The 12,717-nt window shown below is 55.6% G+C and carries 9 protein-coding genes; 5 read left to right on the plus strand and 4 right to left on the minus strand.

From position 1 onward, the window contains the following. Window positions 1-26: 26 nt before the first annotated feature. From H7A51_10630 to H7A51_10650, 5 genes are all read left to right on the plus strand, one after another. On the plus strand, window positions 27-767 hold the full coding sequence (locus H7A51_10630; protein ID MCP5536667.1) for an ATP-binding cassette domain-containing protein: 741 nt from the start codon (window positions 27-29) through the stop codon (window positions 765-767). Window positions 768-769: 2 nt separating this feature from the next. Continuing rightward, on the plus strand, window positions 770-2,584 hold the full coding sequence (locus H7A51_10635; protein MCP5536668.1) for an ABC transporter permease subunit: 1,815 nt from the start codon (window positions 770-772) through the stop codon (window positions 2,582-2,584). 55 nt (window positions 2,585-2,639) lie between these two features. After that, complete coding sequence (locus tag H7A51_10640) at window positions 2,640-4,070, plus strand: SLC13/DASS family transporter (GenBank protein MCP5536669.1); 1,431 nt, start codon at window positions 2,640-2,642, stop codon at window positions 4,068-4,070. A gap of 151 nt (window positions 4,071-4,221) precedes the next feature. Continuing rightward, window positions 4,222-6,612 carry a hypothetical protein gene (locus H7A51_10645; GenBank protein MCP5536670.1) on the plus strand — a complete coding sequence of 797 codons (2,391 nt, stop codon included), beginning with the start codon at window positions 4,222-4,224 and terminating at the stop codon, window positions 6,610-6,612. Window positions 6,613-6,616: 4 nt separating this feature from the next. Further along, window positions 6,617-7,525, plus strand: coding sequence for a hypothetical protein (locus H7A51_10650; GenBank protein ID MCP5536671.1), 909 nt, complete (start codon window positions 6,617-6,619; stop codon window positions 7,523-7,525). Between the two features lie 82 nt (window positions 7,526-7,607). On the opposite strand, the gene rsgA is transcribed toward H7A51_10650, so the two are convergent. The 4 genes from rsgA to gcvH form a co-directional block, all read right to left on the minus strand. Continuing rightward, window positions 7,608-8,777 (minus strand): ribosome small subunit-dependent GTPase A, encoded by a 1,170-nt coding sequence (gene rsgA / locus H7A51_10655; GenBank protein ID MCP5536672.1) that lies wholly within the window; start codon window positions 8,775-8,777, stop codon window positions 7,608-7,610. A 123-nt stretch (window positions 8,778-8,900) separates the two neighbouring features. Beyond that, complete coding sequence (locus H7A51_10660; GenBank protein MCP5536673.1) at window positions 8,901-9,323, minus strand: DUF5069 domain-containing protein; 423 nt, start codon at window positions 9,321-9,323, stop codon at window positions 8,901-8,903. A gap of 73 nt (window positions 9,324-9,396) precedes the next feature. Continuing rightward, window positions 9,397-12,219, minus strand: a complete 2,823-nt coding sequence (gene gcvP, locus H7A51_10665) for an aminomethyl-transferring glycine dehydrogenase (protein MCP5536674.1) — start codon at window positions 12,217-12,219, stop codon at window positions 9,397-9,399. A 95-nt stretch (window positions 12,220-12,314) separates the two neighbouring features. Beyond that, on the minus strand, window positions 12,315-12,692 hold the full coding sequence (gene gcvH, locus H7A51_10670; GenBank protein ID MCP5536675.1) for a glycine cleavage system protein GcvH: 378 nt from the start codon (window positions 12,690-12,692) through the stop codon (window positions 12,315-12,317). Window positions 12,693-12,717 lie beyond the last annotated feature (25 nt).

Consider the following 12,717-nt stretch of genomic DNA (forward strand, 5'->3'; position numbering starts at 1 on the left):
TGTTTTTATGTCTATCACTAGTCCATATGTCACTGCAGCTCACCCATGTTTCTCATTCCTTTGGTGCCACGGAAGCGCTGAAGGATATTTCGCTTGATATCAAAACGGGCGAGCAGGTTGCGCTTATCGGGCCGTCAGGATGTGGCAAGACGACCCTGCTCCGGCTGATGGGAACCCAGCTCACGCCCAGTCAGGGTGAGATCAGTTCACTGGAGTCCAACCCGGCCGCACTCGGTCCGCGTGATCTCAAGTCACTCCGCACCCGGATCGCAATGATCCCCCAGCACCTTGGACTGGTGCCCAATGTCAGTGTGCTCAGGAATGTCCTCAATGGTGGCTTGGGGGAGATCAATCTGTTGCAAACCGTGAGGCAGGCTATTCGACCTTCGCGCGCAGAGGCCCACCGTGCTTACAAACTGTTAGACCGCACGGGTATACGGGAGAAAATCTATGACCGCACCGACAGCTTGTCGGGTGGACAGCAGCAGCGGGTGGCGGTGGCACGGGCCCTGTATCAAAATCCGGCCATCATCCTGGCGGATGAACCGGTTTCCGCCATTGATCCGGCGCGCGCGCGCGACACCATTGAACTGCTCATCCAGCTATCCAGGGAGGAGGGACTCACGCTCATCGTTTCACTGCACAACCTGGAGCTGGCGCGGGAGTTTTTCCCACGGCTGATCGGGTTACGTGGTGGCAGGGTGGTTTTTGACAGTCGTCCCTCTGAGTTAAACGACCAGGAGTGCCGTGAGCTTTTCGAATTTTAATCATGTCGGCACGGACTAACAGACCAGGCAAAGCACTTCTCAAAGGCGACGGCAGGAAACTGACCGTGCTCGTCCTGCTGTTGATATTCCTGGTCTGCCGATGGGTGTTAGGACCGATGCCCCCCACCCCTCCGGGGAGTTCCGAGGGTTTTTTCCAGGCGGCGCTGCACCCTGCGTTCACGGATCAGAGCCAAAGCCTGCCCGACGATGCGAGTCCCTTTGTGGCCAGGATCTTCAAGGAAATGGGAACCACGCTCCGCTATGCATTTATTGCCATGAGTATGGCTGTTCCGGCGGGTTTGTTTTTTGGCTTTTTTGCTTCTACCACCTGGTGGCCCCAAGGGAAACGAGGCAGGGTGATGAGGATCTTGTTACGCCCCCTTCATTGGGGAACCCGGCTGCTCATCACCCTGATGCGTTCGATCCACGAACTCATCTGGGCGATCCTCTTTCTGGCCGCCCTGGGACATGACCCCATCACAGCTTGTGTTGCCCTTGCGTTGCCCTTCACTGGCACACTTGCCAAGGTGTTTTCGGAAATCATTGATGAACAAACCACCGAGGCTCGCGACCATCTTGTCAGCACGGGAGCAAGCCCGGTGCAGGCTTTTCTAACAACCTTGGTGCCTCAGTCGCTACCTGACATGGCTACCTACACGCTGTATCGGTTTGAATGTGCTCTACGGTCATCGGCGGTGCTTGGATTCATAGGCATAGAAACCATTGGATTGTCGATCCGCAGATCGTTTGAAAACAACTTTTACAATGAACTCTGGACAGAGCTCTATTTACTGTTAGGCGTAATCATCATCGTGGATGTTCTTGGTGCGCAGTTACGCAAGCGACTCAATACGATCCCCCAGCGGCAACGGCTTGGCAACCTGGATGGATCAGTGGAAACCAACATCAGACAACTCAGGAAAACCGCACCCAAGTGGCGGATGACACGCGTGCTGGTGTGGACGACAGTGCTGCTCACATTGATCTCCTGGTTTCCCGCTCTGATCAGCATCCAATCAGAACCCCTGACCCGGGATATGGTACCGGGGAGTCGAGCCGAGCGAGTCGCTCACTTCCTGACCAAACTCACCCCCGAGCCGGTCAGGGAAAGCGGCTCGTGGGGGGACGCCGCACCCTGGGCCGCCGAGCTCTGGCGCGAAAATGGCGAGGTCGCCCTGGGCAATACGATCGCGATGGCCACGGCGGCCATCATCATCTCGGCTTTCAGCGCATGGTTACTGCTTCCATGGGCTAGCCGCACCCTCGCCAGCAGCCAACCTCTGGGTGTTTCCGGAGGTCGAGTGAGCCAACTCAGAAACGCGGTCTGGAACACCTGCGGACTGGTTACACGCCTGTTTTTCATCGTCAGCCGTGCTATCCCGGAATACATCTATGCGTATTTGTTGATCGGATTGTTAGGCATCAGTGCATGGCCACTTGTTTTTGCCCTGGCACTGCATAACCTGGGCATCCTTGGTCGCTTGTGGGGGGAGGTCATTGAGAACCAGCCACAGGATTCGGGTCGACAACTCATCTACTCCGGGTCGGGTCGACTGCAGTGTTATTTTGCCAGTTATATGCCTGTATCCTTCAACCGTTTCCTGATGTATCTTTTCTACCGTTGGGAAACCTGTGTGAGGGAGGCTACGATTCTAGGGATGCTGGGGTTTGCTTCGCTGGGCTTTCACATTCAGCTCGCGCGCAATTTTTCACGTGCCTATGACGAGATGTTTTTTTATGTCATGCTCGGGGCGGCGGTTATTTTCGCAGGAGACCTTATCTCCTTTTTCCTACGCCGGTTCCTAACGAAGGCATAAGTCCGCGTAAGTATCGACTTGAATTTTTCTGCTTCACCGTGTATGAGGCGACCCAATGCCACATCGTAAAGAAACGGTTCTGCGTGAAAAGACAGCAACGCTTCACCTCCCGCCCACGACGAGAAAAATCGGATTGATCGGCATCGCCTTCGCGCTCTTTTTCCTCATTAAATACTGGTTACCACTGGGGAATCCGGCGGCAGGGCAAGATCCCGACACCGTGCGCACGGGGCTTGCCATCCTCGTTCTGGCTGCGGTGCTGTGGCTTTCCGAGGCACTGCCCCTGGCTCTGACCGCGCTCTTGATTCCCGTCCTGGCATCGCTCACGGGCGCACTTGATGTGAGTGGTGGTTTTTCGGGTTTTGCCCACCCGTTGATCTTTCTCTTCCTAGGTGGGTTTGGCTTGGCTGCCGCGCTCTCCCGACAAGGGCTGGACCGGTGGATCGCTATGCGCATTGTGGTGATCGGCCGGGGGAGATTCCAAGCTACAGCCCTCGCCCTGTTTTTGGTATCGGCCCTGTTATCGATGTGGATATCCAACACGGCAACCGCAGCCCTCCTGCTACCGGTGGCACTTGGCATCCTGGCCAATATTTCGGATCAACACGGCGAGGCTGCGTCGACCAGGGCGGCACCTTATTTGCTGTTAGGAATTGCTTACTCGGCAAGCATCGGTGGCATTGGCACCCTCATCGGAACGCCACCCAACGCGATTGCAGCGGCGCAATTGAAAATCAGCTTCACCGAGTGGCTTGCCATAGGCATTCCCTGTGTGCTTATTCTCCTCCCTGTATTGTTTGTCCTGCTGGGATTACTGGCAAAACCGGGAAAGTTACCTGTGGTGGCAGTTCAACCCGAACCCTTTTCATTCAGTCAAAAACGTATCGTGACGCTTGGCGTCTTCCTTCTAGCAATCTGTGGATGGCTTCTCAGTGGGCAGATGACGGAGTGGTTCGGTATTTCAGGCTCCTTCGACACCATTGTAGCCGTCTCAGCAGTTCTCCTTCTGGCCGCCTGCCGGTTGGTTGACTGGAAGGATATCGACCGGGCCACCGACTGGGGGGTCCTGCTCCTCTTTGGTGGCGGCATCACCCTCAGTAAAATCCTCAGCAGCACGGGAGCAAGCTACTATCTGGCCCACGAAATCCAGATCCTCACGACCGGATGGCCTGTCATTCTGCTCATCGGGGTCGTTGTCGTGTTTGTCATCTTCCTCACCGAGCTCTCCAGCAACACGGCAAGCGCGGCATTGCTGGTACCCATTTTCACCGCTGTGGCGATGGATATGGGTGTGCCGCCCCGCCAGATTGTCCTGCCGCTTACCCTTGCCGCGTCGTGTGCCTTCATGCTGCCTATCGCCACGCCACCCAATGCGATCGTGTTTGGATCGGGAAAAATCAGGCAGCGTGACATGATACGGATCGGTCTGGTCCTGAACCTGGTTTTCGCGCTGATCCTCACCCTGCTAGGCAATCTCTATTTCTAAAAACAAGTAAGATAAACAACTACCAGCCCGTAGACCAGTCATGCCCTCATCTGGTAGAACCTTGGCTCTCATAGCGCCACTGATACTGGCCACGTCACCAGCGGGATCAGCTGCCCCGGTTCAACATCCTGGCGGGAATACAGCCGATACATTGAAGTCGGCCATACAGGATCTCCAGTCCAGATATGGCAAACGCTACCCTCTTGCCGAAAGCTATCTGAGGCGACTGGCAAAACCGGAGAACAGGACAGGTGAGAGCTTCACCCGACTCCAGTATGAAGCGCTGGTGAATCATCCGCTGGTTGGCGGCAATCCGATTCTTTTTGTCGCACGCTCACAGTATCTTCCCGACCACCACAATACGGAAACCGTCTTTCAAACCGGGGAATTAAACACGGGAAAATACCGCCCCGGAGGACCGCTGAAAGCGATTGACCTGAGAAGTGGCGAGATCCGCATTATTTTCGACCCCGGGCCAACCGGACTGGTGCGAGATCCCGATGTCAGGCCCGACGGAAAGCGTATTCTGTTTTCCATGCGCCGAAGTAAGGATGACGACTATCATGTTTATGAGATCGATGCCAGCGGCACCAACCTCCGGCAATTGACTTCGGCCAAAGGTGTCTTTGACATAGATCCGTGTTACCTTCCCGATGGAGCCATCGTCTTCACCTCCTCACGCGAACCCAAGTATTGTGGCTGCAACAGACACATCATGGGCAACCTCTTCAGGATGGAAGCCGACGGCGCCAATATCCACCAACTCGGCAAAAGCACCCTGTTTGAGGGGCATAGCAGCGTGATGCCGGATGGGCGGGTGCTTTATGATCGCTGGGAATATGTCGACCGGAATTTCGGCGATGCCCAGGGACTCTGGACGATGAATCCCGACGGCACGAATCACGCCGTTTTCTGGGGTAACAACACCCCGTCCCCAGGCGGTGTGATTGATGCCAGAATCATTCCTGGCAACGATCGCTGTTTGTGTGTCTTTACCTCCTGCCACGATCGCCCATGGGGAGCGCTAGCCATCATCGATCGTAACCGGGGTGTGGACGGTGAAGAACCGGTCATACGCACCTGGCCGGACAACGCGATCCACCTCGTTGGCAAAGGAGGTTTCGACACGTTTAAAAAAGTCAGCCCTAAATACGAAGACCCATGGCCCGTGAGCGAGACAACTTTCCTGGTTTCCAGGCAGCTTGGTCCCGGGACCGAAACAATGGGCATCTTCCTGGTCGACACCTTTGGCAACGAAGTGCTGCTGCACCGTGAAAAACTGGGATGCTACGACCCCATGCCCCTCACAGCCCGCAACCACTCCCCGACCCGACCGGTCAAGCGGAACTACAGCAACGGCCACGGCACCTTCTACGTCCAGAACGTGCATGTTGGCACGCACATGAAGGGCGTCGCACCTGGGGAAGCCCGCTACCTGCGCGTGGTCGAATCACCCGAAAAGAAAAACTGGACGAAATCGGCCTGGGGAGGACAAGGGGCACAGGCGCCTGCCATGAACTGGCTCAACTTCGAAAACAAACGTATTCTGGGCACCGTGCCGGTCGAGAAAGATGGCTCGGTGCATTTTGAGTGCCCTCCGGACAAGTTTGTTTTTTTCCAACTGCTCGACGAAAATAAAATGATGATCCAGTCGATGCGCAGCGGCACGATGATCCAGTCGGGCGAAACACAAGGCTGCGTGGGCTGCCATGAGAGCCGGACCGAAAGCATCCCGCCACAACATTCTGTGTCCATTGCGCTTCGACGCCCGCCATCGAAGCTGGGTGGGTGGCGTGGCCAAACAAACAACTTCGGATACCAGCGAGAGGTCCAACCCGTTTTTGATAAACACTGTGTGAGTTGCCATGACTTCGGCAAACCTGCTGGTGAGAAACTCAATCTCGCTGGCGACCGCACACTGGTATTCAATGCCTCCTACATCGATCTCTGGAGTCGGGGCTATATCAAAGGTGTCGGTGCTGGACCTGCCAGCATCCAAGAAGCCCGCTCATGGGGTTCCAGTCAGAGCAAACTGATCGATGTCTTGCGCAAGGGGCACAAGGATCATACCGAGGTAAAAATATCCGCAGATGAGCTTGAACGACTGACCACATGGATCGACCTCAATGCACCTTATTATCCCGATTACGAAAGTGCCTATCCGGACGGCGTGGCTGGGCGTGCCCCGCTCAACAAGTCGGAACTCGATAAGCTCACATCACTCACAGGTAAGGAGTTCACCCTACGCCATGGACCTAACAAACGGGCGCAGGTAAGCTTCGAAAGACCGGAGCTCAGCCCGTGTTTGCGTCAACTGGATCCAAAATCAGAAAACTACCGCAAAGCGCTGATGATCATCAAACAAGGAGCGGCGCGGCTCAAAGAGACGCCACGCTGTGACATGGATGGTTTTGAACCGTCCGCGCAAGACCGCAAACGGCTGATCAAATATACCGGGCGTATGGACATCGAGAATAAGAACCGCCAAGCTATTCGTGACGGCAGGAAAAACTACGATCCGGGCATCCCATCCAATCCATAAACCTATGAAAACAAGCGTCATCACCACACTTGGTCTGTTAGTAACATTCTGCCTGCCTATATACGCCGAACGTCCGGTCATGGAGGGCACACCATCCGGTCAGATCCTCGCCACCGGTGCCAAACGGGTGATCATGATGAACCCCAAGGGGGAAGTCGTGTGGCAACACAAGGGGGACAACGTCAGTGATTGCTGGATGCAGAAAAACGGCAGGGTTCTCATTGCAGACAACCGGATCAAGGAGATTGATGTCGAGACGGGCAAGGTCACCTTCATGTATGCGCCCAAGGTGGCCAAGGGCGGAGGCACCTACGGCTGCCAGCCACTTGAAAATGGCAATATCCTGGTGGGCGAGAATTCCACCGGTAAAATCTATGAAATGCAACGCGATGGCAAGGTGGTGTTTGAACTCCAACTGCCCCTCTACCAGGCAGGCAGTCATCACAACCTGCGTATGGTTCGCAAACTGAAAAATGGCAACTATCTCGTCTGCCATTCCGGGAAACACACCGTACGCGAATACACCCCTGAAGGAAAAATCGTGTTTGAAGTCAAGGTCGGCAACCTTGCCTTTTCCGCCTCCCGACTAACTAACGGAAACACACTGGTCGGCCATATTGACCAAATCACCGAGTTTTCACCCACAGGCGAAGTCGTCTGGAAATTCGCCAACACGGACATCCCGGGATTAACGCTCGGCCCTCTCTGTGGTGTGCATGTGCTGGACAACGGCAACCTCGCCGTCGGGGTCTACGCCGCCTATAAGGGAGGGGGGGAAGCCGGACTGTTTGAAATCACCCGGGAGAAAAAACTCGTCTGGTGTTACTCGAATCCCAAATCCGATCGTAGCATGATGAGTATTCAAATGCTGGATTCCGATGGCAAACCGCTTCCTGGTGATATTGTTAGATAATCGTAGGGCAAGTTTGCAACTTGGTGGCAGGCTTGGTGGATTACTCCTTGGGAGGCCGACAGCTTGCAAAGCAGTCCTCCTTTCAGCGCCAGTCCGGGTTTTGGTCCTGATCCTGGTCGATCCGGTCGGCCAGGTTTCTGGCTTTGATGCGGTGATCCCGCTTGGCCCGACGCTCTGAGAGCTGGCGTCGTTTTTTCTGCCTTTTCTCAAGTTTAGCAATCTCCTCGTCGAGTTTAAGATAGCTTTCGTAACGAGCTTCGTCGAGTGCACCGCTTTCGACGGCGGCGCGGATGGCGCAACCGGCGTCGTTGCCGTGTTTACAATCGTGGTACTTGCACTGACCTGCCAGCTCTTCGACGTCGAGGAAGCTTTCACGAAGCGTGCGTTCATCCGTCCACATCTGGATTTCGCGCATGCCCGGATTATCGATCAGGATACCTCCATCATCCAGCAGGATGAGTTCGCGGGCCGTGGTGGTATGCCGACCTTTGCCCGTGGTATCGTTGACGTCACTGGTCCATTGGAACTCCTCACCTAACAACTGATTTACAATCGTCGACTTCCCTACCCCGCTGGACCCGACCAGGGTCAGGGAGACTCCGGGCTTAAGGTATTTTTTCAGCACTTCGAGACCTTCATTGCGAGCGGCCGAGGTGAGGTGGACATCGGCATCCTCGCTTAGGCCCCGGATTAAATCGGCAGCCTCATGGTTTTGCCTGTCGGGAAAAAGATCCGATTTATTGACCAGAACGACGGCTTTCGAGCCACTGCGCCTGATCAAGGTGAAATAGCGTTCCATGCGCCGCGGGCTGAAATCCGAGCCGGCATCAGTAACGACAACAACGACAGTAACATTCGCTGCAATCACTTGTTGCTCGGCACTTTTTCCTGGAAGCTTTCTGGAAAAACAGGTCTGACGAGGCAGTCGGGCACGGATCATGTTTTCGCCATCCTCGTCCTTGGCGAGTTCGAGCGCCACCCAGTCGCCTACCGCAGGCAGCTCAGCGTCCGTAGCGGCGTCGTGGTAGACCTTGCCACTCATGACGACCTCGCGTTCGCAGACATCGCCGTCAACGTCGATGAACAGCGCGCCGTAGGTGATTTTATTGTCGCGGATCAAACGCGCGGGCACGCAGTTTTTCAGCGAAAGCCTGTCGATGTCTTTTTGGAATTCACCGTTCCAACCTAGGTCGTATAGAGTCACTTTCTTTTTTGTAGCGTGATTCTGGCCCCACGTAAAGCGATGCTGCATGGAAGTATCAAATCCCTAGTGTTTTGCGAATCATTTCCATACTACGAAAGCTGTTTCCGACGCATAACCCATATCCACATGGGGTTCAACTACGGATATGACGTGTAAACGAACCGTATCTTTCTACAAGCGGCCGTCGTCGGCGTCGAGGTAGTCGAAGAATGACTGGATGTCATCGCGATCCTGCCAGCCTGCCTCCTCCTTGCGGAAGATCAGTTTTTCAGTGAGGTCGTCGCGGAACCCACGGTTGCGCATGTAGCTGCACCACCACTCGAGTTCGTGCTCGTTGGGTTTGGTCCCGTTTTTCCAACACCACTCAAGGGCTTGTTCATCGGTGGCTCCGTCGAGGATGACTTTTTGCAAATCCGCATAGTCGACGTGCAGGAACTGGCAGGTCCAGAGGTCCATGGCCTTCCCCATGTTGGGGTGGAACTCGGGATCAAGTTTTCCAGCGGCATGGAGACGGACTTTGCTACAGAGTCGGGCAAAGTAGACGTAGCCGTGGACTTCATCGCGGGGGCTGGCGGGCGGGGTGTAGTCGGGCATCTTATTGACAGGGTTTAGAGGTTTTTTCTTGGGTTGATTATTCCTTGGGTTGCCGACAGCTTGCAAAGCTGTCCTACTCTCCGTATGCCTCCATACCTGCGCAGGAGCAGACAAGGTTGCGGTCGCCATGGACGTTGTCGATACGTCCGACGGATGGCCAGAATTTGTGGTCGCGGAGAGAACTGACCGGATAGGCCGCCTGTTCGCGGCTGTAAGGGTGGCTCCAGCTGTCGGAGATGACCATTTCAGCCGTATGCGGGGCGTTTTTGAGTACGTTGTCCTCCTTGTCGGCGCGACCGTCGATGACGGCTTGGATTTCACCGTGGATGGAGATCATCGCATCGCAGAACTTGTCGAGCTCGGCTTTCGACTCGGACTCGGTAGGCTCGATCATCAATGTGCCACCGACGGGCCAGCTCATGGTGGGCGCGTGGTAGCCGTAGTCCATGAGACGTTTGGCGACGTCTTCGACGGTGATGCCGCTGAGATCGGAAAGCTCGCGCAGATCGATGATACACTCGTGGGCGACAAGTCCTTTGTTACCCGTGTAAAGCACGGGGAAACAATCGTTGAGTCGCTTGGCGACGTAATTGGCATTGAGGATGGCGATCTTGGTGGCCTCGGTGAGTCCCTCGGCCCCCATCATGGCGATATACATCCATGAGATCGTGTTGATACTGGCACTTCCGTAAGCGGCTGAACAGACAGGAGCTTCTTCGTTTTCCATGCTGGCATGGCCGGGAAGGTAAGGGACAAGTTGCTCGGCCACACCAATCGGTCCGACACCGGGGCCACCCCCGCCGTGTGGGATACAGAAGGTTTTGTGCAGGTTCAGGTGGCAAACATCGGCACCGATGAGGCCGGGGCTTGTCAGGCCGACCTGGGCGTTCATGTTGGCGCCATCCATATAGACCTGCCCCCCGTTGGCGTGAATCAATTGACAAATTTCCACGATGGTGGACTCGTAGACGCCGTGGGTAGACGGGTAGGTTACCATCAGGGCGCCCAGCTTCTCAGCGTGCTGTTCGGCTTTTGCCTTGAGATCGGAAACATCGATATTCCCCTGGTCGTCACAAGCTACGGGCACCACCCTAAAACCAGCCATCACTGCGGAAGCCGGGTTGGTTCCATGTGCGGATGTCGGGATGATACAGATATCGCGCCCGGTATCACCCTTGGCCAGATGATATCGGCGAATGGCTAACAGACCTGCATATTCCCCCTGTGAGCCTGCGTTGGGCTGGAGTGAGACAGCGGCAAAACCAGTGATGCGTGCCAGCCAATCGGATAACTCATCGAGCATCTCGCGGTAGCCGACGGATTGATCGTCCGGAACGAACGGATGGATATTTCCAACCTCCGGCCAACTGAGGGGCATCATCTCGGCGGTGGCGTTGAGTTTCATGGTGCATGAGCCGAGAGCGATCATCGACTCGTTGAGCGCAAGGTCCTTTTTCTCAAGACGCGCCAGGTAGCGCAGCATCTCGGTTTCAGAATGGTAGCTATTGAAAACAGGAGCCGTGCAGAACTCGGAACCACGGTCGTGAATGCCATCCCACGCCGTTTCATTGTATTCGGGGATATCCGCGTCCTCGACGCCAAAGGCTTTGAGCACGAGCATACCTTCCATGCAGCCCATGGTTTCATCACATGCAATGCCCACGTGGTCAGCATCGACGCGACGCAAATTGATGCCAATGCCGACAGCCGCGGCGAGAATATCGTCGGCTTTGCCAGGTGTCTTTACCGTGATGGTGTCGAAGTAGCTTTCACTGGTGAGTTCGAAGCCCGCCTGCTTCAGGCTTGCCGCGCAAATGCGGGCGGCAAAGTGGGTATTGTAGGCAATTTGTTTGAGCCCTTGGGGCCCATGGTACACAGCATACATCGATGCCATTACAGCCAGCAGCACCTGCGCTGTACAGATGTTGGACGTTGCCTTGTCACGACGGATGTGCTGCTCCCGGGTTTGTAATGAGAGGCGGTAGCCAGGTTTGCCTTGGGAATCGATGGATACCCCGATCAGGCGGCCCGGCATCTTGCGCTTCAGATTATCCGAGCATGCCATAAATGCTGCGTGGGGACCACCGAAGCCGAAGGGCACGCCAAAGCGCTGGCTATTTCCGACACAGATATCAGCGCCAAATTCACCGGGTGCCCGGAGTACCGTGAGCGCGAGGATATCGGCGGCGACGATAGCGAGAGCACCGGCCGCATGGGCTTTATCGATAAATTCCGCGTAGTCTTCTATGGCGCCATTGGTATCGGGATACTGGACCAAAACCGCAAAAATGCCATCGCATCCGGCGGGATCGAACGCTTTCCAATCGCCTACTTCGATCTGGATACCGAGCGGCTCGGCGCGCGTCTGCACGACTTTGATGGTCTGGGGGTGGCATGTATCCGCGACAAACATGGTCGTGCCACGGGGCTTGCCGGATTTGGCAAGGGTCATCGCTTCGGCGGCAGCCGTCCCTTCGTCGAGCAGTGATGCGCCGGCTACGTCAAGACCGGTGAGATCGGCGATCATGGTCTGGAAATTGAGTAGAGCTTCCAGGCGCCCCTGGGCGATTTCCGCCTGGTAAGGTGTGTAGGCGGTGTACCAACCCGGGTTTTCGAGGATATTGCGCTGGATCACAGCCGGGACAATCGTGCCACTATAACCTTGGCCGATGTAGGACTTGAGCACCTTGTTTTTGCTCATGATACCCTTCAGGCGCTCCAAGGCAGCGGTTTCGCTCAGAGCGCGTGGTAGTTCCAACGGATCGCCACCACGGATATTGGACGGCACGGCATCATCGATGAGGTCGGCAATGCGCTCGTATCCGAGACCTTTGATCAACCCCTCGCGGGTATCCCCGACACTGCCGACATGGCGGCTACAGAAATCATTATACATCTTATTGGTTAGTTGGGTAAGTGGAGTAACAAAATACAGGCGTGCTCAAGCAAAGCCGGCACGCCTGTTAGAATATTCAGTGGTTCATGACGGTCTTAGCCAAGCAACCCACGGTAGGCATCCGCATCCATGAGGTCGTCTGCGGAAGATGGATCGTTGAGTCGGATTTTAAAAATCCAGCCCTCGCCGTAGGGGTCCGTGTTGATGAGTGCGGGGTCGGCTTCAAGCGCCATATTGCCTTCTACGATTTCACCGGCTACCGGGACATAGATATCACTGGCGGCTTTCACAGACTCGACGACAGCGACGGGGTCGCCGGCATCGCAGCTGCGTCCCATTTCGGGCAATTCAACAAAAACAACATCGGTGAGTTCTTCCTGGGCGTGATCGGTGATACCTACTTTGGCGATGTCGCCCTCGAGAAGAAGCCACTCATGGTCTGAGGTGTAACGGAGATTTGCTGGAACGTTCATAGGTAGTGTGGTTGGTTGGCTGGTT

This window comes from Akkermansiaceae bacterium, assembly GCA_024233115.1.
Taxonomy (GTDB): Bacteria; Verrucomicrobiota; Verrucomicrobiia; order Verrucomicrobiales; family Akkermansiaceae; genus Oceaniferula.

Coding starts and splice junctions, on each gene's coding strand:
- H7A51_10630 (MCP5536667.1), top strand. CDS start 27: ATGTCACTGCAGCTCACCCATGTTTCTCATTCCTTTGGTGCCACGGAA.
- H7A51_10635 (MCP5536668.1), top strand. CDS start 770: ATGTCGGCACGGACTAACAGACCAGGCAAAGCACTTCTCAAAGGCGAC.
- H7A51_10640 (MCP5536669.1), top strand. CDS start 2,640: ATGCCACATCGTAAAGAAACGGTTCTGCGTGAAAAGACAGCAACGCTT.
- H7A51_10650 (MCP5536671.1), top strand. CDS start 6,617: ATGAAAACAAGCGTCATCACCACACTTGGTCTGTTAGTAACATTCTGC.
- rsgA (MCP5536672.1), bottom strand. CDS start 8,777: ATGCAGCATCGCTTTACGTGGGGCCAGAATCACGCTACAAAAAAGAAA.
- H7A51_10660 (MCP5536673.1), bottom strand. CDS start 9,323: ATGCCCGACTACACCCCGCCCGCCAGCCCCCGCGATGAAGTCCACGGC.
- gcvP (MCP5536674.1), bottom strand. CDS start 12,219: ATGTATAATGATTTCTGTAGCCGCCATGTCGGCAGTGTCGGGGATACC.
- gcvH (MCP5536675.1), bottom strand. CDS start 12,692: ATGAACGTTCCAGCAAATCTCCGTTACACCTCAGACCATGAGTGGCTT.